The 25,850-nt window shown below is 66.2% G+C and carries 29 protein-coding genes; 11 read left to right on the top strand and 18 right to left on the bottom strand.

Annotation, left to right across the window (positions count from 1 at the left end):
* The first annotated feature begins 192 nt into the window (after window positions 1-192).
* Window positions 193-780 carry an NUDIX hydrolase gene (locus EP007_RS04165; RefSeq protein WP_128476453.1) on the top strand — a complete coding sequence of 196 codons (588 nt, stop codon included), beginning with the start codon at window positions 193-195 and terminating at the stop codon, window positions 778-780.
* A gap of 18 nt (window positions 781-798) precedes the next feature.
* Here EP007_RS04165 and EP007_RS04160 read toward each other — a convergent pair whose 3' ends face one another.
* The 5 genes from EP007_RS04160 to EP007_RS04140 form a co-directional block, all read right to left on the bottom strand.
* Window positions 799-1,443, bottom strand: coding sequence for a MogA/MoaB family molybdenum cofactor biosynthesis protein (locus EP007_RS04160; RefSeq protein WP_128476452.1), 645 nt, complete (start codon window positions 1,441-1,443; stop codon window positions 799-801).
* Window positions 1,444-1,606: 163 nt separating this feature from the next.
* Window positions 1,607-1,897, bottom strand: coding sequence for a hypothetical protein (locus EP007_RS04155; RefSeq protein WP_208023532.1), 291 nt, complete (start codon window positions 1,895-1,897; stop codon window positions 1,607-1,609).
* Entirely contained in the window at window positions 1,894-2,940 is a 1,047-nt protein-coding gene (locus tag EP007_RS04150) for a zinc-binding dehydrogenase (RefSeq protein WP_128476451.1), read from the bottom strand. Before EP007_RS04150 ends, EP007_RS04155 begins: the two co-directional genes overlap by 4 nt.
* A gap of 104 nt (window positions 2,941-3,044) precedes the next feature.
* Window positions 3,045-3,473 (bottom strand): desampylase, encoded by a 429-nt coding sequence (locus EP007_RS04145; protein WP_128476450.1) that lies wholly within the window; start codon window positions 3,471-3,473, stop codon window positions 3,045-3,047.
* A 400-nt stretch (window positions 3,474-3,873) separates the two neighbouring features.
* Window positions 3,874-4,914: a hypothetical protein gene (locus tag EP007_RS04140; RefSeq protein WP_128476449.1), complete on the bottom strand. Its 1,041-nt coding sequence runs from the start codon at window positions 4,912-4,914 to the stop codon at window positions 3,874-3,876.
* A 72-nt stretch (window positions 4,915-4,986) separates the two neighbouring features.
* Between EP007_RS04140 and EP007_RS04135 the strand changes: the two genes are divergently transcribed.
* Window positions 4,987-6,336, top strand: coding sequence for a hypothetical protein (locus tag EP007_RS04135; RefSeq protein WP_128476448.1), 1,350 nt, complete (start codon window positions 4,987-4,989; stop codon window positions 6,334-6,336).
* Here EP007_RS04135 and EP007_RS04130 read toward each other — a convergent pair.
* Window positions 6,333-7,169, bottom strand: coding sequence for a PspA/IM30 family protein (locus EP007_RS04130; RefSeq protein WP_128476447.1), 837 nt, complete (start codon window positions 7,167-7,169; stop codon window positions 6,333-6,335). The two genes, EP007_RS04135 and EP007_RS04130, sit on opposite strands and share 4 nt — an antisense overlap.
* Before the next feature lie 215 nt (window positions 7,170-7,384).
* On the opposite strand from EP007_RS04130, the gene EP007_RS04125 reads away from it, so the two are divergent.
* Window positions 7,385-8,041: an alpha/beta hydrolase gene (locus EP007_RS04125; RefSeq protein WP_128476446.1), complete on the top strand. Its 657-nt coding sequence runs from the start codon at window positions 7,385-7,387 to the stop codon at window positions 8,039-8,041.
* 36 nt (window positions 8,042-8,077) lie between these two features.
* Window positions 8,078-8,434 (top strand): hypothetical protein, encoded by a 357-nt coding sequence (locus EP007_RS04120; protein WP_128476445.1) that lies wholly within the window; start codon window positions 8,078-8,080, stop codon window positions 8,432-8,434.
* A 36-nt stretch (window positions 8,435-8,470) separates the two neighbouring features.
* On the opposite strand, the gene EP007_RS04115 is transcribed toward EP007_RS04120, so the two are convergent.
* Window positions 8,471-9,574 (bottom strand): S1C family serine protease, encoded by a 1,104-nt coding sequence (locus tag EP007_RS04115; protein WP_128476444.1) that lies wholly within the window; start codon window positions 9,572-9,574, stop codon window positions 8,471-8,473.
* Between the two features lie 161 nt (window positions 9,575-9,735).
* Here EP007_RS04115 and EP007_RS04110 point away from each other — a divergent pair, with 161 nt between their 5' ends.
* From EP007_RS04110 to EP007_RS04100, 3 genes are read left to right on the top strand one after another with little or no spacing between them, the layout of a single operon-like run.
* A complete protein-coding gene (locus EP007_RS04110) occupies window positions 9,736-11,394 on the top strand; it encodes a CTP synthase (RefSeq protein ID WP_128476443.1) in 1,659 nt (552 codons plus the stop codon).
* Window positions 11,394-12,311 (top strand): glutamine-hydrolyzing GMP synthase, encoded by a 918-nt coding sequence (gene guaA, locus EP007_RS04105; RefSeq protein ID WP_128476442.1) that lies wholly within the window; start codon window positions 11,394-11,396, stop codon window positions 12,309-12,311. The genes EP007_RS04110 and guaA overlap by 1 nt, the downstream gene beginning before the upstream one ends.
* 4 nt (window positions 12,312-12,315) lie before the next feature.
* Window positions 12,316-12,636, top strand: coding sequence for a DUF7126 family protein (locus tag EP007_RS04100; RefSeq protein ID WP_128476441.1), 321 nt, complete (start codon window positions 12,316-12,318; stop codon window positions 12,634-12,636).
* An 8-nt stretch (window positions 12,637-12,644) separates the two neighbouring features.
* On the opposite strand, the gene EP007_RS04095 is transcribed toward EP007_RS04100, so the two are convergent.
* Complete coding sequence (locus EP007_RS04095; RefSeq protein ID WP_128476440.1) at window positions 12,645-13,268, bottom strand: class I SAM-dependent methyltransferase; 624 nt, start codon at window positions 13,266-13,268, stop codon at window positions 12,645-12,647.
* Window positions 13,269-13,330: 62 nt separating this feature from the next.
* The gene (locus EP007_RS04090) at window positions 13,331-14,026 is read right to left on the bottom strand and encodes an MBL fold metallo-hydrolase (protein WP_128476439.1); all 696 of its coding nucleotides are present in this window, start codon (window positions 14,024-14,026) and stop codon (window positions 13,331-13,333) included.
* A gap of 145 nt (window positions 14,027-14,171) precedes the next feature.
* Between EP007_RS04090 and EP007_RS04085 the strand changes: the two genes are divergently transcribed.
* Entirely contained in the window at window positions 14,172-14,390 is a 219-nt protein-coding gene (locus EP007_RS04085; RefSeq protein WP_128476438.1) for a hypothetical protein, read from the top strand.
* 191 nt (window positions 14,391-14,581) lie between these two features.
* On the opposite strand, the gene EP007_RS18100 is transcribed toward EP007_RS04085, so the two are convergent.
* Entirely contained in the window at window positions 14,582-14,707 is a 126-nt protein-coding gene (locus EP007_RS18100) for a hypothetical protein (RefSeq protein ID WP_281062932.1), read from the bottom strand.
* A gap of 163 nt (window positions 14,708-14,870) precedes the next feature.
* Here EP007_RS18100 and EP007_RS04080 point away from each other — a divergent pair, with 163 nt between their 5' ends.
* The gene (locus tag EP007_RS04080; protein ID WP_128476437.1) at window positions 14,871-15,188 is read left to right on the top strand and encodes a cupin domain-containing protein; all 318 of its coding nucleotides are present in this window, start codon (window positions 14,871-14,873) and stop codon (window positions 15,186-15,188) included.
* 185 nt (window positions 15,189-15,373) lie between these two features.
* On the opposite strand, the gene EP007_RS04075 is transcribed toward EP007_RS04080, so the two are convergent.
* Entirely contained in the window at window positions 15,374-15,913 is a 540-nt protein-coding gene (locus EP007_RS04075; protein ID WP_128476436.1) for a hypothetical protein, read from the bottom strand.
* A gap of 104 nt (window positions 15,914-16,017) precedes the next feature.
* Here EP007_RS04075 and EP007_RS04070 point away from each other — a divergent pair, with 104 nt between their 5' ends.
* Window positions 16,018-17,583 carry a methyl-accepting chemotaxis protein gene (locus tag EP007_RS04070; RefSeq protein WP_243700443.1) on the top strand — a complete coding sequence of 522 codons (1,566 nt, stop codon included), beginning with the start codon at window positions 16,018-16,020 and terminating at the stop codon, window positions 17,581-17,583.
* A 25-nt stretch (window positions 17,584-17,608) separates the two neighbouring features.
* Here EP007_RS04070 and ppc read toward each other — a convergent pair whose 3' ends face one another.
* Window positions 17,609-20,302 (bottom strand): phosphoenolpyruvate carboxylase, encoded by a 2,694-nt coding sequence (gene ppc, locus EP007_RS04065; protein ID WP_128476435.1) that lies wholly within the window; start codon window positions 20,300-20,302, stop codon window positions 17,609-17,611.
* Window positions 20,303-20,803: 501 nt separating this feature from the next.
* Between ppc and EP007_RS04060 the strand changes: the two genes are divergently transcribed.
* Window positions 20,804-21,193, top strand: a complete 390-nt coding sequence (locus tag EP007_RS04060) for a DCC1-like thiol-disulfide oxidoreductase family protein (RefSeq protein ID WP_128476434.1) — start codon at window positions 20,804-20,806, stop codon at window positions 21,191-21,193.
* Between the two features lie 19 nt (window positions 21,194-21,212).
* On the opposite strand, the gene EP007_RS04055 is transcribed toward EP007_RS04060, so the two are convergent.
* From EP007_RS04055 to EP007_RS04030, 6 genes are all read right to left on the bottom strand, one after another.
* The gene (locus EP007_RS04055; protein WP_128476433.1) at window positions 21,213-21,542 is read right to left on the bottom strand and encodes a transcription factor S; all 330 of its coding nucleotides are present in this window, start codon (window positions 21,540-21,542) and stop codon (window positions 21,213-21,215) included.
* A gap of 123 nt (window positions 21,543-21,665) precedes the next feature.
* Window positions 21,666-22,415, bottom strand: coding sequence for a hypothetical protein (locus EP007_RS17745; protein WP_208023530.1), 750 nt, complete (start codon window positions 22,413-22,415; stop codon window positions 21,666-21,668).
* Window positions 22,412-23,323, bottom strand: a complete 912-nt coding sequence (locus EP007_RS04045; RefSeq protein ID WP_128476432.1) for a hypothetical protein — start codon at window positions 23,321-23,323, stop codon at window positions 22,412-22,414. Before EP007_RS04045 ends, EP007_RS17745 begins: the two co-directional genes overlap by 4 nt.
* Window positions 23,324-23,402: 79 nt before the next feature.
* Window positions 23,403-23,753 (bottom strand): hypothetical protein, encoded by a 351-nt coding sequence (locus EP007_RS04040; RefSeq protein ID WP_128476431.1) that lies wholly within the window; start codon window positions 23,751-23,753, stop codon window positions 23,403-23,405.
* A gap of 43 nt (window positions 23,754-23,796) precedes the next feature.
* Window positions 23,797-24,117 (bottom strand): hypothetical protein, encoded by a 321-nt coding sequence (locus tag EP007_RS04035; RefSeq protein ID WP_128476430.1) that lies wholly within the window; start codon window positions 24,115-24,117, stop codon window positions 23,797-23,799.
* Between the two features lie 4 nt (window positions 24,118-24,121).
* Window positions 24,122-25,783, bottom strand: a complete 1,662-nt coding sequence (locus tag EP007_RS04030; RefSeq protein WP_128476429.1) for a GTPBP1 family GTP-binding protein — start codon at window positions 25,781-25,783, stop codon at window positions 24,122-24,124.
* Between the last annotated feature and the right edge of the window lie 67 nt (window positions 25,784-25,850).

Below are 25,850 nucleotides of genomic sequence, written 5' to 3'. Positions count from 1 at the left end.
GTCTCGCGGGGCGCTGGCGAGACGGAGCGCGCCAGCGCCCGTGCGCTCGGCGGGTCGATTAGGCGAGGTCGCGCTTGGAAGATTGATTGGCGGGGTCGTGCTCGGCAGACTGACTCGGGGGCCGCGCTCAATGACACACATCGCCACGGACTATCGAAGACGGTTTTACCCATCCGCGCCAATCAGCGGCCGATGAGCGCCGACGATACGGCGGCCGACGCCGCCGCGCCGACTTCCGAGGAGCGACACGAGAACGCACGCCAGCACGTCGTCGCGGTCGATGCCGACGACGAGGAACAGGATACCGTCAACCGACTCGACGCCCACACGGGCGACGGCATCCGCCACCGGGCGTTCACCACGCTGGTCTTCGACGGCGACGGCAACATCCTGCTGGCCCAGCGCGCGCCTGACAAGCGCCTCTGGGGGACATGGTGGGACGGCACCGTGGCTTCCCACCCGGTGCAGGGCCAGACACAGGAGGAAGCGACTCGCCAGCGCCTCGACGAGGAGTTGGGCATCTCGCCCGACCAGTACGACGACCTGCGCGTGACCGACCGCTTCGAGTACAAGCGATACTTCGAGAACGCGGGCGTCGAACACGAGGTCTGTGCCGTGCTGAAGGTGACGCTGGACGACCTCTCGCTCAACCCCGACGAGGAGGAGGTCGCGGGCGTGATGTGGGTCCCCTACGAGCGCCTCCACGAGCATCCGGAGTGGTACCGCCAACTCCGACTCTGCCCGTGGTTCGAAATCGCAATGCGGCGGGACTTCGAGTAGTTCGACGAGACGAGTTCGCTACTCTTTGCGTCCGGCCAGTCCGGCCAGATGCGTGGCCTCTTCGACGATTATCTCCTCGACGCCCAGTTTCGCGGCGTTCTCGCTCCCCGGCAAGCAGAAGACGACCGCGCCGTTCACGACGCCCGCCGTCGCGCGCGTGCCGACGACCTTGGTGCCGATTTCGTCGTGGGAGAGCAGGCGGAACAGTTCGCCGAATCCAGGCAGTTCCTTGTCGAACAGTTGCTTGACGGCCTCGATGGTCACGTCGTCGGGCGTCACGCCGGTCCCGCCGGTCGTCACGACCACGTCCACGTCGTCGCGCTTGGCCAGCGCGTTCACCGACCCCTGCACGCCGTCGAAGCCGTCGCCGATGAGGTCCCGACTCACGACGCTGTGGCCCGCGTCTTCGAGGCCCGCGACGATAACGTCGCCCGAAGGGTCCTCGGAGAGACTCCGCGAGGACGACACCGTCACGACCGCCGCCCCGAGGGTGTCCACGTCGTGAGCGTGATGGTCGTGGGAATGGTCGTCGTCAGCGTTGTCGTCGTGGGCGCGGTCGGTCTCGTCCGTCGGCGGGTCGCTCTCTTGGTCGGTGTCGCTCTCGCCCGACTGCTCGTCCTCGTCGTCGTGTCGCCGCGTGTCGCGTGACTGGAAATCGACCATGTGAGCGTATTTGGCAGACGAAAACTTAAATCAACGCCGACGCCGTAATTCGTGTCGTATCTCTGTCTTTCGACGTACAGTCGGTGCATCTCTGCCCGCTCTCTCGCTCTCCCACGCGTTTGCGCCGCGCCGACGGCGCGGCGCGAACCGTCTTCGAAGTGTCTCAGTCGGAGCGCTGTGCCGACCAGACCGCCGTCGCGCCGAGCAGTATCGCCGGAATCATCGGCAACACGAGGTAGGCGAACTTGAACGGTCGGACCGGCGGCAGATAGAGAATCGTCGCCGGAATCACCAGAAAGCAGAGGACGATGACGCCGACCAGCACCCATCCGCGCCAGTCCCACTCCTCCTGACCGCGCTCGACCGGTGCGTTGGGGTGGACGGCGTCCGCCGTCTCGTTGTCGTTCTCGTCCTCGATGCGTCCCGGTCGGTGAGTGTAGGTGTCGTCGCTCATTTGTTGTACTCGCTGTCGGGGACGACAACAACTTTTCCGAAGCCTTCGCGCTCTTCGAGCATCTCGTGGGCGCGGGCCGTCTCGCTCATCGGAAGCACCTCCCGGATTCGGGGTTCGAAGGTGCCGTCCCAGACGAGTTCCAACACGTCGTCAACCTCGCCGGGGTTCGCCATCGTGGACCCGATAACCTGCAACTGGTTCCAGAAGATGCGGTTGATGTCCGTCTCGGGGGTGCCGCCCGTGGTCGCGCCGCAGGTCAGCACCCGGCCGCCCTTGGCGAGACTCGACAGCGAGTCGCGCCACGTCGCCGCGCCGACGTGATCGACTACCACGTCCACGCCCCGCTTGCCGGTCAACTCCCGAATCTCGGCCGCGAAGTCGTCGTCCTCGTAGTTGATGGTGTGGTCGGCACCGACCTCCTCGGCGTACGCCAACTTCTCGTCGGTCGATGCGGTGGCGTAGACGTTCGCCCCGGCGTAGTCGGCGATTTGGACCGCGGCGTGGCCGACGCCGCCCGAGGCCCCCAGAACCAACACGTCCTCGCCGGGCGAGAGGTCACCGCGATTCAGAAGCATCCGCCACGCGGTCTGGAAGACCAGCGGCGCGGCCGCGGCGGTCTCGAAATCGACGCCAGCGGGCACTTCGACGAGGTTGTCCTCGTGAATCGCGGCGCGCTCGCTGTGGACGCCCCGGACGTGTTCGCCGACGACGTGGAAGTTCACGCACATCGTGTACTCGCCGTCGCGGCAGAACTCACACTTCCCGCAGGAGACGCCCGCCGAGAGCGCCACGCGATCGCCCGGTTCGAACCGGGTCACGTCCTCGCCAACTTCGAGGACGATGCCCGCGCCGTCGCTCCCCGGAATGTGGGGCATGTCGAGGTTCAACCCCGGCAACCCCCGGCGCGTCCACACGTCGAGGTGATTGAGCGCGCCCGCCTTCACGTCTACCAGTACCTCGCCGCGGTCCGGCGTCGGGTCCGGGAACTCGCCGTAGTCGATGACGCTCCGGTCCCCGTGGTCGCTGAACTGGACGGCCTTCATACCCCAACGGTGGGTTTCGCGGGGTAAAACTGTACCTCAACGCGACGGGCGAGTCGTCTCCTCGCCGCCGACCTGCGTGGCACTCTTTGCTGACGAACTGCGCGTCACCTTCCGTTGACCACCCGCACGTCCTCCCGCGCGAACTCGTCGCCGGTCCACCGCCACGAGGTCACGGCGGGGTCCTCCGGCGTTGCCAGCGAGACGATGAGATACGACCGACCGGGCCACGTCGCCTGCGCGGCGTCGGTCGCGCTCGGTTCGTCCGGGCCGCGGGGGTGTGAGTGGTAGAACCCGACCACCTCGTGCCCGTCCTCCTCGATACTCTCCATCAGGTCGAGTTGTTCGCGCGGGTCGATTTCGTACCGCGTTTGCGGCGTCGCGGCGACGTTCTCGGCGGGGTGGTGGCTCTCGACGCGATGGGTACCTCGGTCGCGCTTTCCGGCGAGAATGCCACAGATTTCCTTGGGCACGCCCTCGCGTGCGCGAGCGAGAACGTCCTCGCGGACCGACTTGGGGATACGGAGTGTCGGCACGGGTCTCGGCGTCCGGTTGGGCGTCCGAGTGGATAAGTGCTTGTTCGTCGTGTCGGTCAAAGCTTGCTCAATTTTGGGGCCTCGTCCATCTACCGCGGAGCGACGACGACGCAGGTAAAGAAATCTCAGCGTCAGCGACGACGACCAGCAAGGAGACGCTAGCTTCAGGCTTGAACGATGGAGTCTCCCGCGACTGCACCGCACCACAACCGCACGGCACCGCACCGCAACCGCAGACCTCACGCCTCCCCAACCGATTGCGTTGCTCGTCCTCCGCTTCGCTCCGTCCTGCGCTACTCATCCCTCGCGCGGAAAGGCGCGGCGCGCAGTCGCGCGCCGCGCCAGCACGCGCCGAGGTCCGAAACGCCACTCGGAGCGCGCCCGAGGGAATCCCTACTCGTTACTCGAAGTCCAGTTCGTCACTCCGGTCCACGTTCCGGAGGACGAACGGGCCGATGGAGAGGGTCCGCTTGGCCACCGTCGCAATCCGGAGGATGAACGACAGCAGGAGCATGAACGGCACGACCGAAACGGTGACTGCGAGACTCGTGAGGAGAATGTCGTTGCTGACGCCGAGCGTCGCGCCGGTGACCGCCAGCGCGTCGTAGTAGAGAACCATCGCGGCGGCCACGACCAGCGCCGGGACCGCCGAGTAGAGCATCGCCCGCGAGAGGTCCACCAGTTCCCACTGGAAGTACAGCGTCTTGAAGTGTTCGCGCGCCGGGCCGAAGAACGCCAACACATCCTCCAAGTCGTCGAACGCGGCGTCGGCCGCCTCGGTCAGTGCCACCCCGCCCTCGCTGTGGAGTCGCCGCGCGGTGAAGATTTTCCACGAGTAATTGAAATCCAGCACCGCCGAGAGCATGTGGTAGCTTCCGAACTCGGCGTCGTCCAGTCGGTCGCTGACCTCGCTCGCGTTCTCTTCGAGGTTATCGGCGAACTGTTGGACCTCCCTCCGAAACTCCTCGTCGGCGCTGTCGCTCACCTCGTCGGCGAGCGCGTCGGCCCGCGAGCGACTCTCGTCGATGAGCGCCTGTAGGAAGGCGGACGGTTCCGGCGGACTGACCGGACTGTCGAGGGCCTGCTCTACGTCCTCGCGGAACGCCATCGCGCCCTCCATGCGCTCGCGCTGGTCGCCGACCGGCCCGAGTTCCTGCGAGAGGACTAACTGATTCAGCGTCACGACCAGCGTGACGCCCGTGATGATGGCGGTCGTGAACGCCTGAAACAGCGTCTCGACCGGGTCGGACTGGGCCACCGACCGCTGGAGCGGCGAGGGGTCGAGGACGCCGAGGACGACGAGCGAGACGAACACCCCAGCGAGCAGTATCCCCGCGACGACCCACCGATTGGCCTCCATCAGCAACCAGAGCTTCCAACTACTCTCGTCGGCCCGCTCGCGCATCGTATCGTCGGGCTGAGAGCCGTCGCTATCCGACATGTGCGACCCCCTACGCTCGCTCTACGGAAAATACCCGCGGGCCTTTTGACGCTCCGCGCCGTGCCTGTGGTCATGCCACGTTCCCGGCGCACGGTCGCGCTGGCAGTCGCGCTCGTCGTCCTCGCGGGCGCGGTTCCGGTCGCGGGCGACGAAACGCCACCGGCGACCGACGAGACAATCGACATCGAGACCGAGGGGTTCGAACCGGACTACGACCCGACGACGGTGCTGAGTCGGGTCGAACGACTGCGTGACCTCTCGGCCACCCAAGACATCACGCTCCACGAGTACGACGCCGAGGAGGGACCGCCCTACGACGTGCGCGACGCGTTCGGGGGCATCCGGCCCATCGGCGCGCAGGCGCTTCAGTTGTACTCGAACGCCACGACCGAGCGCAGGCACCCGTTGGGCTACACCGTCGAGCGCCGGGGCGAGGTCCACATCTACCTACTCGACGAGTCGGACCTGACCGACCACGGCGTCTCCCAAGAGGCGGTGCTGGCCCACGAGTTCGTCCACGCGCTCCAGTTTCAACACGACCTACTGACGCCCTCGCGCCGACAGTTCCGGTCGGCGTTCGACCGATGGACGACTGACTCCCGACTCGTCACTACCGCGCTCGTGGAGGGCGACGCGATGTGGGTGACCCAACAGTATCTCGACCGCGACGGCGAGAGCGACTACTCGGTCGGCGAGTACAACCGGACGCTGACGCGGGCGGCGTGGCCACACAGCATCGCCGGGACGCCCTACTACTACGGCTACGAGTTCCACGAGGCGGCCGGGAGTTCGGCCGCGAATCGGTCGGCCGCCATCGAGCGCCCGCCGAACTCGACGGCCGAACTGCTCCACCCCGGCGAGGAAATCGAGCGCGCGCCGCTCCCCGACTCGCCCGAGATTTCCGGCGACCGGAACCTGACCCGCTACCACACCGACACCGTGGGCGAGTTGGTCGTCCGCCACGCGCTCCGGCTGAACGGCCTGCGGTTCGCCCGCGCGGCCGACGCCGCCGAGGGGTGGACAAACGACCGGATGGACTACTACGCCGCCGACGAGACCGGACCGGCGACTCGCTGGGTGACGATGTGGGAATCGGGAGACGAGGCGCGCGAGTTCGCCGCCGCGTGGCGCGACCTGCTCGACGCCAGCGGCGCGCGCGACAATCAGACGTCGGACGACACGCTCTTGGTTCCGGCCAGCGACCACGCGCCGGGGATGTACTACATCGTGGAACGCGACGGCGCGACGGTCCGCGTCACGGCCGCCGAAACCGCCGACACTGCCGCGCGCCTCGCCGAAGCGGCAGAGAACTCGGCGCGGAGTTTAGTGCGGGACTCAGCGCGGAGTTCGGCCCAAGATTCGCCAGCCCATTCGGGTCGCTCGTCGGCGACGAGCGACCCGAACGCGACCGCGGTTCGTTAGCTACTCTCGTCGTCTTTGAGGTCCTCTAACTCGGCTTCGATGTCCTCGCTCGCGGTCTCGGTCTCGACTTCGGTTTCGAGGTCCGCCGCGTCGAGGTCGGCAGGTTCGGCGTCCGACTCGCCGGAGCCGCTCGACCCCTTTCCCATCTCGGTCTTGAGGGTTTCGAGTTCGGCGTCCACTTCGCCGGAGGTCCGAACGTCTTCGAGTTCGCGGTCGAGGCTGTCCTTGTCCGAGAGGGCGTCCTCGAAGACGCCCGAGTCCTGCAACTCGTCCATCGCCTCCGAGCGGGCCTCCATGTCCTCGGTGCGCTCCTCGGCGCGCTCGATGGCGCGGCCAACGTCCTCCATTTCGTCGCCAGCGCCCGTCATGGCCTCCGAGACGCGGGTCTGTGCCTCGGCGGCCTCGTAGCGGGCCTTCATGCTCTCTTTCTTCGTGCGGAACTCCTCGATGCGGTTTTGGAGCTGGTCTTTCTTCTCGACGAGGTTGTCCTGCGTGTTCTGCAGGTTGGCGATTTGGCCTTCGAGGTCCTCGATCTGGTTCATCTTCTGCTTTTTCTTCTCCAGCGCGCGCCGGGCGAGGTCCTCGCGGTCCTGATTGACGGCCTGACGCGCCTGCTCGTTGTGCTTCTCGACGTTCTCTTCGAGGCGGCGCTTCTGCATTTCGAGTCGCTTCTTCTGGGTCGTCAGGTCGGCGATGCCCTGCTTAACCTCCTGTAACTCGTCGCGCATCTGCTCGTAGGAGTAATCGAGTGTCTCGGAGGGGTCCTCGGCTCGATTCAGCACGGCGTTTATCTTCGACCGGACGACGTACGACAGGCGTGAAAGCACTCCCATATCACCCTCTTTCGTGAGGGGACCCTTAAAATCCTCACCTCCCCAACAGTCGTCTGACGCTCGGCAGTCGTTTCGGCGGGGTCGTCGGGGGGTCTCGACACCACGAACGAGCGGAAATTTCTCTACCGAAACTCCTCCTGCGGTCCGTGTCTCCAGCTCACTCGCACCAGAGCCGGAATACAACCCTTATCCGGACGCTTCCACAACGACCGGCCATGCACTCCGAGGACCTGCCGATTCCCGGCGGCCGCGACGTGCGCGCGACCCTCGACACGCCCGACGCCGACGCGAACGCCGACCTCGCGGCTTCGCCGCCCGACGAGACCAAGGCGCACAGCGCCTCGCGGATAGTCGTCGCCTGCCCGCCTCATCCACAGCACCGCGGCCACCGCGGCGACAAGCGCCTGACCGCCGTCAGCGAAGCCCTCGTCGAGTCCGGAATCGCCTGCCTGCGGTTCGACTACGACGACTGGGACGAGGGGTATGGCGAGCGCGAGGACGCCCGCAACGCCCTGCGGTGGGCGCGCGAGCGGTACGACCGCGTGGGCGTCTTCGGGTTCAGTTTCGGCGGCGCGATGGCGACCCTCGCGGCCGCGACAACCGACCCCCAACCGGACGCCGTCTCTCTGCTCGCGCCCGCCTCACGGTTGGCCGAGGACTTGGACGCCGCCGAGGCGCTAGCAGACGTAGAAGGACCGGTGCAGGTCGTCTACGGCACGCGAGACGACACGGCCGACTGGCGGCCGCTGGTCGAGCGCGCGAAAGAGTTAGAGTGCGAGACCGTGGAGATGAGCGCCGACCACTTCTTCGTCGGCCAGCACGCGAAGGTGGCCGACGCCGTCGGCGCGTTTCTGGTCGAACAGCTCGGGTAACGATACAGTCATTTCAGAAGAGCGTTGATTTCCGATATGAAACTCCTCTCGATGGTCAACCTCGCTCTGTTCGTTTCGGGAGCGAGTCTCACCGCCCTCGTCTTCTCACTTCGCGCGGAGGGGTCGCTGAAACTGGAAGAGGAAATCGCGTATCCGCTGGTCTTCATTGGGTTGATTCCGTTCTCCGTAGCGAACAATCCACGATGCGTCACCGACTGTGCGACGCCGTTCGAGACGTTCGCGTTTCAGGTCGCCGCGAATCTCTGCTTTCTCCTCGCGTTCGCCCTCCAACTCCGAGCTAACGCGAAGAAATCGAGTAGTAACGGCCCAACACACCCGAAGAACGAACCCTACGAGGGCGGCGGCCAGAACTACCCTTGGGAAGACGACTGAACGGCCGAGGAAGAGACGGCGACGACTTTCAGCACTTTACGCGACCAGTTCCGGACGCTCGCCGATTTCGACCGGAACGGTCGTCGTCCCGCCGTCGCGCCGGACCTCGACCGACAGCGTGTCGCCCGGACTCGCTTCCAGCGCGAGGTATGCGTGGAGGTCCTTCTCGGTTCGAATCGTCGTTCCCTCGACGGCAAGAATGGCGTCGCCGCCGACCGGGACGCGGAATCCCTCAACCTGCTTGACGCTCGTACAGGGCCGAAGTTGCCCCTCGGCCGGGACGCCCGCCGGAACGTCCACCACGAGAACGCCCTCGGCGGTGGGGAACTCGTTCGCTCGCGCGACCAGTTCCGTGACCGTCGTCGCGCGCGCGCCGAGGAACGGGTGGTCGTACTCGCCGTCGGCGATGAGCGCCGGGACCACCCGGCGCACCAGCGACGCGGAGATAGCGAACGCGATGTTGTCGCCGCCCCCGGAGTTGACGACGCCCAATACGTCGCCCGAGAGGTTCACGAGCGGCCCGCCGGAGTTGCCGGGGTTGACCGGCGCGTCGGTCTGGATGCCGTTGGGAATCCGGTAGTCGCCGACGGGACTCGCCACCTGTCGGTCCACGCCGCTGACGATGCCGGAGGTGAGCGACCCTCGGAGACCGTAGGGACTGCCGACGACCGCGACGCGGGTGCCGATTGGCGTCTCCGAGTCAGTCAGGTCCAGCGACGCGATGCCGTCGGGCACGTCCACCTCAACGACCGCGAGGTCGCTCCGGGGGTCGCGGCCGACGACGCGGCCGACCCGCGAGAGTGCGTCGTCGAACTGGACGCTCACGCGGTCGGCCGACCCGATGACGTGGTAGTTAGTGACGTAGTGGCGGTCGTCGTAGAGGAACCCCGACCCTTGCGACCCGCTCGGCGTGCGAATCAGCGCGACAGAGTCAGAGGTCTTCCGGTAGACCCGCGTGTAGACGCTGTCGGCGTCGGCGGCGGTCGTCTCCGACGCGCCGCGCGCGGGGTCGGTCTCGGAGCCACCGTTATTCGGTCCGTCCGAACCGGGCGGCGAGTCGCTCGAACAGCCCGCGACGCTACCCGTTGCCACGGCCGCGAGCGAACCGAGGACGCGCCTGCGAGTTGGTCCGTTTTCCATCGGGTTTTCCTCCCACTGCTCGATAAAGAAGATTGGGATAGCGTCCGGCGAGCGGCCCGCTAGACGAGTATTTCCGCCGTTCGAGCGCCCCAATCGTGCCACCCTCTGACGGTCCTTTCTCGCTCCGAAATCGTTTTGAACAGCGGCCGCCGACACCCAGTATGCCGACAGAACCGGAAACTGATTACGACCCTTCTCTCGGGAACAAGTTCATCTTCGTTACCGGGGGCGTCATGTCGGGACTCGGCAAGGGTATCACCGCCGCCAGCACCGGCCGTCTGCTGGCCAACGCCGGATTCGACGTGACCGCGGTCAAAGTCGATCCCTACCTCAACGTGGACGCGGGGACGATGAACCCCTTCCAGCACGGCGAGGTGTACGTCCTCAAGGACGGTGGCGAGGTGGACCTCGATTTGGGGAACTACGAGCGATTCCTCGACATCGACATGACGTTCGACCACAACGTCACCACGGGCAAGACCTACCAGCACGTCATCGAGAAGGAGCGCGCGGGCGATTATCTGGGCAAGACCGTCCAGATTATTCCCCACGTCACCGACGACATCAAGCGCCGGATTCGGGAGGCCGCCGAGGGCCACGACGTGTGCATCGTGGAGGTCGGCGGTACGGTGGGCGACATTGAGGGAATGCCGTTCCTCGAAGCCCTCCGGCAGTTCGCCCACGAGGAAGACGAGGAGGACTTCCTGCTGACGCACGTCACGCTCGTTCCTTACTCGAAGAACGGCGAGCAGAAGACCAAGCCGACCCAACACTCCGTGAAGGAACTGCGCTCCATCGGACTCCAACCGGACATTCTGGTCGGGCGCGGCGAGGACGAACTCGACCCCTCGACCAAGGAGAAAATCGCGCTGTTCTGCGACGTACCGACTGACGCCGTCTTCTCGAACCCTGACGTGAAAGATATCTATCACGTCCCGCTGATGGTCGAAGAAGAAGGTCTCGACGAGTACGTGATGGACCGATTCGACCTCGCCGACGACGCGCTTCCGAAGGACGAGCGCGACAATACGTGGCGCAACCTCGTCACTCAAGACACCCACGGCGAAGTGGACATCGCGCTCGTCGGCAAGTACGACCTCGAAGACGCCTACATGTCGGTCAACGAGGCGCTCAAGCACGCCGGACTGGAGAAGAACGTGGACGTGAACGTCCGGTGGGTCGATTCCGAGCAGATGGACGACGACCACGAACAGCGCCTCCGCGAGGCCGACGGCGTCGTCGTCCCCGGCGGATTCGGCTCTCGCGGCACGGAGGGGAAAATCGAGGCCGTTCGGTACGCCCGCGAGAACGGCGTGCCCTACCTCGGTCTCTGTCTTGGCTTCCAACTCGCGGTCGTGGAGTTCGCCCGGAACGTCCTCGGACTGGAGGGCGCACACTCTGCGGAACTCGAACCGGACACGCCCCACCCGGTCATCGACCTCCTACCCGAGCAGTACGACCTCGAAGACCTCGGCGGGACGATGCGACTCGGTGCCCACGAGACCGACATCGAATCCGGAACCGTCGCGGAGCGAATCTACGGCGGCACGTCCTGCACGGAGCGCCACCGCCACCGCTACGAGGTCAACCCCGAATACTTCGAGCAGTTTGAGGACACCGACCTCGTGTTCTCGGGGCAGTCGGGCAACCGCATGGAGATTGTGGAACTGGCCGACCATCCGTACTTCGTCGGCACGCAGTTCCACCCCGAGTTCCGGTCGCGGCCGACCCGCGCAAGTCCGCCGTTCGTCGGCCTGCTTGAGGCCGTGCTGGACGAGTCCGAAACAGACGCGAAAAACGCCGAGGAGGTCGAAGCCTGATGGTCAACACAGAGGAATTCATCGACGAGAAGATCGCAGAGATTCGTGAACAGGTCGGCGACGCCAACGCCGTCATCGCGCTGTCGGGCGGCGTCGATTCTTCGACGGCCGCCGCGCTGGCCTACGAGGCCGTCGGCGACCAACTCACCCCGGTCTACGTCGATACCGGCCTGATGCGAAAGGGCGAGACCGACGAGATTCGGGAGACGTTCGACTACATGGACAGTCTCCGCATCGTGGACGCGAAAGACCGCTTCCTCGACGTACTCGCGGGCGTCACCGACCCCGAGAAGAAGCGCCACGCCATCGGTGAGCAGTTCATTCGGGAGTTCGAGACGGTCGCCGAGGAGACCGATGCCCAGTTCCTCGTGCAGGGGACCATCTACCCCGACCGCATCGAGAGCGAGGGCACCATCAAGTCCCACCACAACGTCGGCGGCCTGCCCGACGTGGTGGACTTCGAGGGCATCGTCGAACCGATGCGCGACCTCTACAAGGACGAGGTCCGAGAAGTCGCCCGCGAACTCGACCTCGAAGAGATTATCGCCGAGCGCATGCCGTTCCCCGGTCCGGGTCTCGCGGTCCGCATCCTCGGAGAGGTCACCGACGAGAAGTTGGAGGTCGCCCGCGAGGCGACTCACGTCGTCGAAGAGGAACTGGAAGAGTACGACCCGTGGCAGGCGTTCGCCGCGGTCCTCGGCAAGGCAACCGGCGTCAAGGGCGACAACCGCGTCCACGGCTACGTGGTCTCGGTACGCTCGGTCGAGAGTCGAGACGGCATGACCGCGCGCGCCCAAGAAATCGACTGGGAGACGCTTCAGCGCATCCAGAGTCGCATCACGGGACAGAACGACAACGTCTCGCGGGTGGTCTACGACGTGACCCACAAGCCGCCCGCGACCATCGAGTACGAGTGAGACGATGAAGGCAATTCTTCTCGGTCCCGACCGAGACGGACTGGGCGACGCGCTCGAAACCGAGGGCGTCGAACTGACCCGCATCGAGGACTCCCCGAACCGTCCCGCGCTCGAAGCGGCCGGAATCACCGACGCCGACACGCTGGTCCTGACCGAGACGGCGGGCGCGACGGCCATCCCGGTCGCCAAGGACCTCACCGACGACCTGCACGTCGTCGTCTACACCGACGACGACCTGCCGGACTTCGCCCGCGGACAGGCCGACCTCATCGTGGACCCGCAACTGCTGTCGGCGGAAGCCGTCGCCGAGGAACTGGCGGCCTGAGAGCGATTTCACCCTTCTAACCGCGCTTCGAGAAACGGTTTTTCAACCTCGTCGTCGGCCAGTTCGTCGGTAACGCGCCACTCGTCTTCGACCGTGAACCCGGCGCGTTCCAATTGATTTTTCGTCTCCTCGACCCCGGCGATGTCCCATCGCATCTCGACGCCGCTGTCGAGCCAATCCGGATTCGCCCCGGACCACTCCTCGATACCCTCTGTCAGAAGGACGCGCCCGCCGGGTCGGACGACGCGCGCGAACTCCGCGAGGACCGTCTCGTGGTCGCCCGAGGGGACGTGAATCAACGAGTGGAAGGCGGTCACGGCGTCGAACGCGTCCGCTTCGAGGGGGAGCGCGGTCATGTCGCCCCGGACGAGCGGTGCGCCGGGGACGGTTTCGTACGCGAGTCCCAACTGCTCGCGCGAGAAGTCGAGACCCACCGGGTCGCCCGACTCGGCGACTCGGCGGAGAACCGGCGTTCCCTGTCCGCATCCGGCGTCGAGGACGCGGGGGTTCTCCGGAAGCGAGTCCAGAAACGCCGTCAGAATCTCCACTCCACGACCCCGCTCGGAGCGCTCGGCGGCGTAGGTCTCGGCCATCTCGTCGTAGGCTCGACGAACCGCGTCTCGGTCGCTCATCGGTTCGACCGACTCGCTCGTCACACGTAAACGTCCGGGGGTGTGCGATTTGTCGGCACTCGCTACACGCGCTCGGCCAACTCCCGCAGTCGCTCGCTCCCGCCGCGCATGATTGGCGTCCCGTGGCCCATCGCGGCCACCTCAAAGTCGGGTGCGGTGTCGGACAACCGCCGGACGCTCCGGGCCACCTCGCCGGTGTCGTAGCTGATGGCCCACGGCGAGGTCTCTAACTTGCCGCCCTCCTCGCGGACCAAATCGCCGAGGAAGGCCACACTCGGCGACTCGGCGACGTAAGCCGTGTGGCCCGGCGAGTGTCCCGGCGTGTGGTACGCCGTGAATCCGCCGATTTGGTCGCCGTCCTCAACCGGCCGGATGGGCAGGTCCGGTACCGAGACGAGGGCGTCGGCCGCGCGCTGGAGCAGGCCCTTGTGGTTGCGCGCGCTCGGTTTCCGCTGGCCCGCCAGTATCTCGGCGTCGGCCCGGCCGACGTAGACGGGCGCGTCCAGTCCGAGTTTCGAGAGCGCGCCGACGTGGTCCACGTCGTAATGCGTAACGAGAACGCGGGCCACGTCCGAGACGTGATAGCCCGCCTTGCGGATGCCGTCGCGGATGTCACCTGCGTTTCGCGGAGTTCCGGCATCGACCAACACGAGGTCGCCGCCGTCGTCGGCGAGATAGGCGTTGACGCTTCCGAGGTCGAGCCACCAGACGCCCGCCTCGCTGCCGGATTCGGCTTCGAGTTGGGTCGCAGTCGCCATACCACGAGGTACAATATCATACCTCAAATTACTGTCCCCGCGAGGCTCTTCGACCGACTCCACCGGAGTGTGGGCGTCGCACGCCGACGCCTCGACTGCCCTCGGGAACGGACGCTTTTTGTCGGTGCGGACCGGTCGTTCGAACATGGAGAATCGCTTCCCATCTTCGGGGTCGGTAAACCGCAAGCGGGCGGCGCTGGCCGTCCTACCGTTTCTGGCGCTCGGGCTGTTCGACGTGGTCCTGTTGCTCGCGTGGGGCATCGACCCGCTCTGGGGGTTCGCCATCCTGCCGCCCATCCTGTTCGTGAGCGTGCTGGCGTGGATCGCCTTCTCGAACGGATTCGTCGGCGAGCATCGCACGTAGTCGCTGTCCCGATAGGGCCGCCGCTCGTCGTGACGGCGGGAAGCGACTGTTCTTCCCAACGCTGAGTTTCCGAGACGACCAACCGCGGTCACAGACCTACGCGACCGTTGAACAGTTCACGACCGTTCACTCCGTCAGTGAACGGGGCTGAACTGTCTGGACGGTCGTCTCAGTTCAAGTGGACGCGATTCCTACGAGTCGATGCGGTCAGCGCGACTCGCGCTGTCGTCCGCTCCCGACAGTGCATCGACGACCGCAACCACACGTCCCGGCACGACCAGCGGCGGCGAGTCTACCCGGCCGGGCCGCTCGCCCACCGGTCCGGTCCCGCCAGCGCGACAGCCGACTCCCTCGCCGCTGCTCGTCGTCTGCGACGCTCAGAGGCACACTAACCGCACCCATCGACCGCCGCCCCGCTTTCGGACCGGCCGAGCTGTCCCTCCGCCCACTTTTAAGACTCGTCCTGGCGTCTGCCGTGACATGGGACTCGACCGCTACCCGGACCTCGACCCGGACGACGGACAGCTTATAGATACGGAAGTAGCCGTGACCGACGACGTGCTGGTGAAGGCGTTCGCGCTCGGTCCCGGCGCGGAGCTATCGCCCCACGAACACGCCGACGCGACCAACGTTTTCCACGTCCTCGAAGGCGCGGTCACGGTGATTCAGGGTGACGACGAGGAGACAGTTCAGGCTCCCGGCGTCGTCCTCCACGACCGCGGCGAGGTTCACGGCGCGCGCAACGAGACCGACAAGCGAGCGGTGCTGACCGCGAGTCTCTGCCCGTTTCCGTCCTGAGTAGCCGTCGCTCGCGCGGTGTCTGGCTCAGCCCTTTCGGGGTAGTCGGACTGTCGGTCTCCGGCCGCGACTCCGGACGACCGCACGGAGCGTCCGGGCAAGGTTCGTCGCGTCCTCGTACTTGAACATCGGGGTCGGTCTTGTCGAACCGTTCCGTTTCAGCGCCAGTCGGGCGAGGGTTCGAGTTAGTTGCTCTTCGACCGCTTGCCGGTACTCACGCCGGGACCAGTCTTGATGTCGATACCCGGAAGTTGGGTGGCGGTCACGCCAGCGGTGTCTCCCGGACAGGTTTCGAGACGGTTGACGATGTACGGCGTCCCCAGTTCGGGCGGCGTGTCCTGTTCGTCCACGTATATCTGCTTGCGTTCGACCAGTTGCTGGGCGCGCACCTCGGAAGTCGTCGTTCCGAAGAGTCCCTGCGGCGCGCCCTCCCACTCGACGATGATGCCTTCCCAGAGGGTCAGCCTCTCGGGGGGCCAGTTCGAGAACTGACAGTCGCTCACCTCACTCACGTCGGGATTCTCGTTCGTCCGGTCGGTCAGCAGGATTATCTTCCGCCTGAGAGACGCGTCGAGTCGCTCGGGATAGTTGAACGCCATCCGGCGGGTGAACCGGGTTCGACTCGGTTCGTCCTGCGCGGCGAATCCGGCGAACCCGAACGCGCCGACGGCGCTCCGCTTTAGAAAGTTGCGTCTGTCGAGGTCGAGTGATTGGTCGTCGGTCATGTTTCGTCCCCCGAAGAAGGTCAGCGACATCCGTAACGATTGTTGCCGCCATTCGAAACCGTATTGATTTAAGTTCCGAGATAGATATTTTATGATTAGCTAAAATGGCCAAAATCTCAACCGAATCAGACGACGAAGTCGCGGTCGCTCCGGGCGAACTCAACGCGCGAAAGTCTCTCGTCGGGTTCGACGATACCGACTCCGAAACGCTCGCGGGTCTCTCCCTCGACCACCGAGAGGGCGCAATCGTGGACCGCCTTCTGGAAGCGTACGAGACCCGCGAGGAGGTGGACGACGAGCAGGCCGCGGCGCTCGCGGACCTCGGCGTTTCGCTGACCGCCGCGGAGTTCGACGCCGACGGATTCGCCGCTCGGGGACGGTTCGGCGCGGCCCACGACGCGGTCGGTCTGTCACGGTCGGCGTATCTCTGCAGTCACGCTCGCTGGTTCGAGGCGGTCCTCCCCGCCCTGCGCGAATCGCTCGAAGCGGATATCGAGCGAGCGGTCCGAGAACTCGCGCCGACGAGCGAGGGCGACGGCGAGAACGAGGAAACGGCGACCGACGGGGGCGCGGTCGTCGCCGACGACGCGAGCGCAGGCGACCTCGACGTACTGGTCGAGCAGGTCAACACCCACATCGGCGAGACGTTCGAGGAAGTCTCCTCGCTCGCGCGCCTGTTCGCGCTCGACGCGGGCGTCGGTCTCGACGCCTACGAGAGCGACGAAGACGGCGACGAGGACCTGCAAGCGGAGGTCGAGCGACTGCGCGAAGAGAACGAGGAGCTAGCTCAACAGAACGACGACCTCGAACAGCGACTCGACCGCGCGCAGGCGGTCGGCGAGAAGACCCAAGCGACCGTGGCCGACTTGGACGAGTCCTCGGAGGACGTGAACCAGAGCGCCCAAGAAATCAGTCAACTCACCGACGAGCAGTCTGACCGGATGAGCCAGATTGCCAGCGAGGTCTCCAAGCAGAGCGCCACCATCGAGGAGATAGCGGCCAGCGCCGACGAGGTCGGCGAGCAGAGCCGCGAGGCCCAACAACTCGCCGAAGAGGGCCAAGAACTCGGCCAGCGCGCCATCGAGGCGACCAAGGAGACCGACGAGGCCCGCGAGAGCATCGTCGAGGACGCCCAAGCGCTCCAGAACGCCGTGGAGGAAATCGGCGACGCCGTGGACATGATAAACGACGTGGCCGACCAGACCAACCTGCTCGCGCTCAACGCCTCCATCGAGGCCGCCCGCGCGGGCGAGGCCGGAGACGGGTTCGCGGTCGTCGCCGAGGAGGTCAAGACCCTCGCCGAGGAGTCCCAGACCCGCGCCTCCGAAATCGAGTCGATGGTCGGACGCATCGAGGACCGCGCCCAGAGTACGCTCGACAGTCTCGGCGAGAGCGAACGCTCCATCGCCGATACGGTAGATGCGGTCGAGCAGACCGGCGACAAGTTAGAGCGCATCGTGGACGCCGCCACCGAGACGGCGACCGGGATGGGCGAGATTACCGACGCGACCGACCAGCAGGCCGCCAGCACGGAAGAGGTCGCCAGCATGATAGACGACGCCGCGGACAAGGCCGACCGAGTCTCCGAAGAGGTGGACACCATCGCCACCGCGACCGAGGAGCAGGTGATGATGATTACCGACCTCGACGACACGGTCTCGAAGCTGTAGGCCGACAAAAGGCGTTTCTAGGTCGCTACCCCGTATTCTTCATCCCGGCCGCGATTCCCTTGACAGTCAGTCGGAGCGTTCGCTCTTCCTCGGGAGTGAGGTGGGACTGCGAGAGCAGTTTCGTCTGGAGCAGGTTCAGCGGGTCCACGTAGGGGTTCCGGCGTTCCAGACTCTCTTCGAGCCATTCGCGCGTCAGCAGGCCGTCGCGGTCGGCGATAGTCGTCACGAGTTCGACCGCGCGCTCGTGCTCCGATTCGATTCGCGGGAAGAACTGCTCGCGCCGGTCGGCGGGCGCGAGTTGGGCGTACTCCGCAGCGATGTCGAGGTCGGTCCGGGCCAGCGCAAGGGCGGCGTTGTCCACCATCGTCCGGAAGAACGGCCACTCGGCGTACATCTCGCGCAGGGTCTCGGCGTCGCCGCCTGCGTCGAGATATTCGTCCAACCCGGACGCCAACGAGTACCACCCCGGCAGGATACACCGGGCCTGCGTCCACGAGAACACCCACGGAATCGCCCGCAGGTCCTCAACCGTGCGCTCGCCCGACCGGGAGGCCGGACGCGACCCGAGGTTCAGTTCCTCGATGACCTCGATTGGCGTCGCGTCCTCGAAGTACGAGACGAACCCCTCGGTTTCGAGCAGGTCCCGGTAGGACTCGCGGGCGGCGTCCGCCGCGGTCTCCATCGCCGCGGCCCACTCGTCGGGCACGTCCTCGACTGGTTCCCGGACGGCCTCGTGGCGCGCCCGAATCTGGGCGTTGAGCATCTGTTCGAGGTTCCGCTCGGCGATTTTCGGGTTGGCGTACTTCTCGGCGATGGCCTCGCCCTGTTCGGTGAACTTGACCTCGCCCGTGACCGTCTCGTTCGGGAGCGCGAGCAGGGCGTCGTTCATCGGGCCGCCGCCCCGCGAGATGGACCCGCCCCGGCCGTGGAACAGGCGCAGGCGCACGTCGTGGTCGTCGCAGATGTCCGCGAGATGCTTCTGGTTGCGGTAGAGGCTCCAGTTCGCCGCGAGGAAGCCGTTCTCCTTGTTCGAGTCCGAGTAGCCGAGCATGATTTCCTGGGTTCCTTTCCGAGCCTCCACGGCGGCCGCGTAGGCCTCGTTCTCGAAGAGCGTCCCCATGATTCGGCGTGCGCCCGAGAGCGCCGACTCCGTTTCGAGCAGGGGGACCACGTCGAGACCCGAGTAGCCTGGCAGATCCACGATTCCGGCCTGGTCGGCGAGGAAGAGGACTTCGAGGACGTGACTCGGCTCCTCGGTCATGCTGATGCAGTAGGTGTCGATGGCCTCCACGCCGTACTCGGCCTGCCAGTCGGCGGTCCGGGAAAAGAGCGTGAGGACGCGCTCGGCGCTCTCCGAGAGGTCGTCGGTCGCTTCGAGGTCGATGACGGGGTCGTCCTGCAGGATGGTCTCGGTCAGCGTCTCGACGCGCTCGTCTTCGTCCATGCTCTCGTAGTCGATACCCTCGCGGGCCAGCGCCTCGCCGACCGCCGCAGTGTGGTTCTGTTGGTGGTCGCGCAGGTCGAGGCTGGCCAGCGAGAGACCGAAGGTGGCGACTCGCCGCCGGAGCGGGTCCACGCGGGCCTCCGCGACCGTCTCCGCGCTGTTGGCGCGCAGGCTCTCGCCAATGGCGTCCACGTCGGCCAACAGTTCGTCGGCGTCGTCGTAGCCGCCGGGGCGCACGTCGCCCACTCGGTCAAGGCGTTCGCGCATCAACCGCAACTTCTGGCGGTAGGGTTCGTCGGGGTAGCGCTCGCGGGCCTCCTCGGCGACGCCCGGCATGCGCTCGCGGTCGGCGTCCAATCGCTCTCGCAACTCGTCGCCGACCGCGACGCTCCGGTCGTCTTGGCTCAGGACGCCCGAAAGGCGCTTGCACTCCTCGCGGTAGCGCGAGACCACGACCTCGCGCTGGCGTTCCAGCGTCTCGGCGGTCACTTGGGGCGTGACGTAGGGGTTGCCGTCCCGGTCGCTCCCGGCCCACGACCGGAACTCGAAGAGTTTGGGCACCTCCACGCCGTCGAACTCCTCGCCGAGCGCGCGCTCCAGTTCGTCGTAGGCCTCTCCGACCACGTCGAACAGCGTGTTTTCGAGGTACCACTGGACGTTGAGCGCCTCGTCGGTGACTTCGGGCCTGCGCTCGCGGACCTGCGGGGTTTGCCAGAGACTCGTCACTTCGGCTTCGAGGTCGCGCTCGACGGCCGCTTCCTCGCGGTCGGTCAGGCGGCGCTCGTCCAGCGTCTCGATGGCCTCGGCGACCGTCCGGAGTTTCGCCTTCACGGTCTTTCGGCGGGCCTCGGTCGGGTGGGCGGTGAACGTCGGTTCGACCAGCACGTCGTCCAAGACCCCCTGGACCTCCTCGGCGTCGGCGTCCGCCTCGGCCAGTCGCTCGGCGGCCTCGGCCACGCTGTCGGAGAGCGTTCCCTCTTGGGACCCCTCGCGGACGGCCCGGACGCGCTCGCGCTCCTCGGCGAGATTGATGAGTTCGAAGTAGGTGGCGAACGCGCGGGCGACGACCCCGGCGCGCTCGGGCGGCAGGTCGGCAAGATTCGCGCGCAGGTCGTCGCGGCTCTCGGTCTCGCCGCGACGGTAGTCGATGGCTTCGGTTCGGACGGACTCGACCACATCGAACGCCTCGGCGGACGTTTGGCCTTCGAGTACGTCTCCGAGAAGCGCGCCGAGTTCCCGTACGTCCCGACGTACGTCTCTGGCGTGTAGTTCCATACCACATCCTACGCGCTGGGATGGCTAAAACGTCGGGTATGTGTGAAAATTGCCACTCGAAGAGGACCGAATCGACGTTCGCTAGTGTCTTGGCCGTCCGCACGTCGGGACGTGTTCGTCGGAGACGAACGAGAACGTGAAGTGGGTGGTGAGCCGGTGTGCTCACTTCCAGAGGAACTCGTCTCGACTCCCGTCGAAGCGGTTGTACTCGTCAACGAGCGCCCGAACTTTCGGAGGTAGCTCGTGGCGCGAAATCGCCTCAACTTTGACGAGTTCGTCCGACGAAGTGACTGACTCGACGAGTTGTCACGTCCGCTCCCATTGTTTCCACTGTCGGACATTCAGCGTCGATATTTAGACTTTGGTGTTTACCGCAACTCCGGTTCGGGCTTCGAATCGACGGCGACGAGCGAGCCGCAGAGCGTCTGTGGCCTAGTTCGCGGTCGTCACGGCGGACACGATTCCAGTAGGAATTAGTTGCCGACGCTCTTTCGCTCGAACATGCACGACGCTACGCTCGTTTACGACGACGACTGCGGATTCTGTACGTGGTGGGCCGACTTCTTCGAACGACGCTCGGACTTCGAGGTCGTCGGCTTCACGCAACTGTCCGACGACCAGCGCGAGCGCCTGCCCGACGATTACGAGTCGTGTTCGCACCTACTGACCGACGGCGAAGTCTACTCCTGTGGCGAGTCGCTGGAACAGGCTCTTGTCCGGTCGAACGTCGCCGACGAACTCGCTCCGCTGGTCGGGTTCCTCCGGAACTTCAAGGATTACGAGGAGTTCCGGGAAGGGGTCTATCGGGCGGTCGCCGACCACCGCGGGGACCTCGGGGTCGTCGTCTCGAAGACGCCGCCCGCACGAGACGACTCACGAGTAAACGAGTAGGTGGCCGAATCGCGGTCCGTTAGCTGTACTCGCGCCACCGATGGCCGCACTCTTGGCACTTGAAGAACCGCGTCGGCGGTTCGTCGGCTGAGCCGGTCTGCTTGATAGTGTACCACGCCTTGCCGTGGCCACACTCGTCGCAGGTCACGTCGTCGGCCGTCGGTTTCCCCTCGAAGTTGGCGTTCTCGGAGGTTTCGATGACTTCGTCGCCGCTCTGTTCCTCCGTCGAGACGAAGTCGGCGGCCACCTCCTCATCCTTGTCGGTCGTGCCCTGACAGTCGTCGTTCGCACACACCATCTTCGACCCCATCGACTTCATCATGGAGCCGCATTCGTCGCAGAATTGCATGTTCGGAGGTAACTGGCGGGTACTGATAAGCGCCACGCTCGACCGGTCAGGTCGCCGGACTCTTCGTTCTGCGGGCGACTGGTCTCGGGGCGACTCGGGGGCGAGCGACCGAATCCAGCCCGATTACGACTCGTCGTCGCCCTCGCTCCCGCGGGTGATACCGCCGATGTCCTCCTCGCCGTCCACTACTATCGGGCAGTCGGCAACCCGGAAGTGGTCGGCGTCGGTCATCGCCAGAATGTCGGTGCCCTCGTGCGTGCAGTGGAGTTCCGGCGGGTCGCCGAGGTGCGGACAGCCGTGACAGGTCGCTTTCGGAATCGTTCGCACGTCGCGGTCGGTCGCGTCCGCGAGTTGGGTGGTCGCGTCTGGGATGCCGTCGGTCGCGTCCGCCGACGCCGTCGCGTCGGCGGACTGCTCGGGCGGAGCAGCGACCGCCGGTCCCTCCTCGTCGTCGGCCAACTGCTTCCAGAGTCGCTCGCCGTCGATGTCGCTCACTTCGACCGACTCGAAGGCGTCGGGGTCGTCGCGCTTCCGATTTCGTCGCTCGTCCACCGCCGCGGCCATATCGGCCAGCGGTCCCTCGCGCTGGGACTCCTCCGGGCGCTCGCTCCGCCGCTCGCCGTCCGGCAGTCGCCCGCTCCGACTTCCGTCGTCGCGCGCTCGCTTGCCGGTCCGTTCGCGGACCTCCGCGGCGAGGTCCGCGAGCGGTTCGTTCCGGTCGCGCCGGGCGTCTGGTCGGTCGGGGTCGGCGTCGATGTCGGATTCACGGTCGGCGTCGATGTCGGGTTCCCAGTCGGCGTCCGTCTCAGTGTCGCGCTCCGGGACCTCTGGCCGTTGGTCGTCGCGCTGGCGCTCGTCACGTTCGTCGCTCATTCGTCGTCGTCCTCCGCGAGAACGTCGTCGAGCGCGCTGCCAATGTCTTGGCCCCCGGCGTCCATCACGCTCCCGAGGTCCCAGTCGGCGCGCTCGCCCTCCAGCGCGGGCGGGTCGCCGACCACGAGTTTGGCCGACCCGAACAGTCCCTGTTTGGGTTCCACGTCGTTGAACGTGCTCGCGCAGTGGGGACACTTCGGTTCGGCGAGCAGGCCGACGTGGACCGTCTCGCCGCAGTGGCCGCACTTGGCCGATTCGACGCCGCGGCGGTTGGCGAGATGCGCGAGTTCGTCGGCCGCCGCGCGGGCGGCGTGGCGGGCCGTCAGCGTCCGGGTCTGGTCGCGCAACTCGACGGTGACTTCCGCGAGCGTGGTGAGTCGCTCTTCTAAGTCGTCGGTCGCGTCGGTCAGATACTCCAACACGTCCTCGTAGTTCTCGAACCCACTCTCGACCTGCTCGTCCAGTTCTTCGACTGTCTCGGAGAGCGCGTCAACTTCGTCGGCGAGTCGGTCGGCGCGGTCGGCCGCGCCCTCGGTCTGCTCGCGCAGGTCCGGGTGGTCGTGGTCGGCGGGCGCTTTCTCGTCGGTCTCGCGCTTGACCTGCACGATTCGCTCGCGCACGTCCTCGATTTTGTCGTCGAAATCGCCTTCGGCGTCGGCGAGGTCGGTCTCGACTTCGGCGAGTTGGCTCTCGAACTCCTCGCGGGTCTCCGACAGACGCTCGCCGAACTCCCGGCGGAGCGCCGCGAACGCCTCGCCGCCGACCGCCCCCTCGGGCGCGTCGCCGTCTCGGAGGCGAGCCAGTAGTTCCTCGCGGCTCAGGCCCAACTCCTCGGCCTTGGCGTCCAGCCACCCCTCCAGCGAGTCGTCGGGTGACTGCGACGGCTCGCCGATGTCTTCGCCAGCCATTCGGTCAAAGTTCTCACAGCCCCGACTTAATGGTTGGCCTCCGGCGTCACACGTATATTGCAGGTGACAACAGAAGCGGTCACTTCGAGCGAGTGTCAACCGCGAGTGCGACGAGCATCGCCGCGCCCGCCGCGACCATCAGTAGGGAGTACAAGTCGTCGGAACTCGCGTACTCGACCAGTCCGAAGACGACCATTCCGCCGAAGAATGCGACTTGCCAGCGCCAACCGTCGGTCACGTCGAACAGGACGCCGACCGCGAGCGCCCCCGTGACGTACAGCGAGCCCCCGACCGTGGCCATGGAGTCGAACTCGCCCGACTGCACCGTCGCCACGGCGGCCGCCAGCGCGACCACGAACAGGAGCGAGGCGAACACCTTGGCGAGGAGCGTCACGTCGAACTGCGCTCGGGGGGACGAACGTCGAATCACGCCGGAGATTTCGCCCCGGTGTCAGAAAAATGCCGGTGGGTCGTCACCGAAGGTCCAGCAGATTCGCCGCGACCATCACGACACCCAACACGGCGAGCAACAGCGAGACGAGATCGCCAGCGGTGGCGTACTCGTAGCCGCCCCAGAGCGCGACGCCGCCGAAGAAGGCCACCTGCCAGCCGCGAGCGTCCATCGCGCCCCGGAGGACACCCCCGAGCAGGAGTCCGGTCAGGTAGACCGCGAACAGCGCCGAGAGGATATCCTCGCCGCTTCGTAGCGCGACGACCAGTCCGAGAGAACTGAGACCGAACAGCGCGGCCGCGAACGCCGTCGTGGCGAGCGTGACGAGTCGGTCCCGGTCCACGATTCTACTCGGTCTCGCCGGGGTCGGCGTCCGAATCCTCGCCGGGATTCACGCTTTTCACGGTGCCGACGCCCTTGCTCTGGCCCTCGCGGAAGACGAACCGCTGGCCTTCCTCGACGAGGTAGGGGCGGAACTTGAACCTGACCGTGGTCGCCCCTGAGTCGCCGGGCAGGAGTTGACCGCCCTCCGGGTGGAACGTCGCGGCCTCGCTGACGGTTTCGAGGTGGACCACTGGTTCGTAGCCGTCGTTGATTCTGGTCGGGTGGTTGAGGACGACGACTTCGGCCTCGAACGCTCGGACCGGTTCGGGTTCGGCGTCGCCGGGGAGCAGGACCATGCCGCGCTCGATGTCCTCCTCGCGGACGCCCTTCAGCGCGATGCCGACGATGCGGCCCGCCTTCGCCTCGTCCACGCGGTGGTAGTGCATCTCGATAGAGCGGACCTCCACCTCGCGGAACGACCCGTCGGCCATCGGGCCGAGCAGGAGTTCGTCGCCAGCCTCCACCTCCCCGGACATGATGGTTCCCGAGGCGACCGCGCCGACCCCCGTCACCGAGTAGGTCCGGTCGATGTACATCCGGAAGGGTCCGGCCTGTGCAGTCGTCTTGGGCAGTCGCTCGAACAGTTCGTCCAGCGTGTCCAGTCCGTCCATCGTGACCGCGCTGGTCGTCAGCACCGGGACGACGTTCTCGTTGATTTCTTCGACTGCGGCGTCCACGCCGTGGCGATCCACCAACAGGGGCGTCTTGCCAACGTCCCGGAGCAGGCGCTCGACTTCGCGTTCGACCTCGGCGACGCGCTCGTCGGAGACGGCGTCGGCCTTCGTGACGGTCACGATGGTCGGGAGTTCGGTGGCCAGCAGGACGCCCAGATGCTCGCGGGTCGTCTTCGTCGGGCCGTCGTCGGCCGCCACCGTCAGCAGTCCGTAGTCGAGTTTCTGGCCCACCAGCCCCCGAATCGTGGTTCGGAGCCACGGTTCGTGACCCACGGTGTCCACGAACGAGACCAACTTGTCGGACTCCTCGACAACGCGCGCTCGGTCGGTCTTTCGGTGGGGGTTGTCCATGTGGACCGGTCCCTCGCCGTCGAATCCGTAGACGGCGTACGAGAGGTCCGCCGAGAGACCGCGCTCGACCTCGTGGGGTTGCACGTCGAGGAACCCTCGCGTGCTGCCCTCGCCGTCGTCGGCCTGTCCGGTCACGAGCGACCCGACCAGCGTGGACTTGCCGTGGTCTACGTGACCCGCGGTCCCGACGACGATGTGTTCGCTGTCGGTGTCGAGCATCGCACCCTCTCGAACCGTGGCGACGCCCACGAGACCGTCGGCCTCGCCTTCGGTGGTGATGGTCCCGTCGGTGATGCCCCACGTCTGTACGTCCTCGATGTGGGCACCGGCCTCCTCGGCGAGCAGGCTCAACACGTCCATCGATTCCGAAAAGTCGTCGTGGTCGATTCCGGCGATGCCGCCGTCGTCGGTCACGCCGACGACGTAGGTCGCTTCGCCGTCGCCCGAGAGAACGCGGTGGCGGAGTTGGGCCGCCAGACTCTCCATCCGGCCGTCGGCGAGGTGCAGTTCTCTGGTCAGTCGCTCTTTGAACTCGACGCTGCCGCCCTCTCGCTCGCCGCGGTCAAGGGCGCGTTGCAGCGTGGCCCGGGTAGGGCACATACACCTCGATTAGGGCGGAGTCGTCAAAAGCCTTGCCCGAGTTTGGATGGCGACACGTCCGTCGTTA

The sequence above is a fragment of the Halorussus pelagicus genome (assembly GCF_004087835.1).
GTDB classification, from domain to species: Archaea; Halobacteriota; Halobacteria; order Halobacteriales; family Haladaptataceae; genus Halorussus; species Halorussus pelagicus.
Note: the sequence above shows the minus strand (reverse complement) of the source record. Positions and strands in the feature narration are given on the sequence as shown.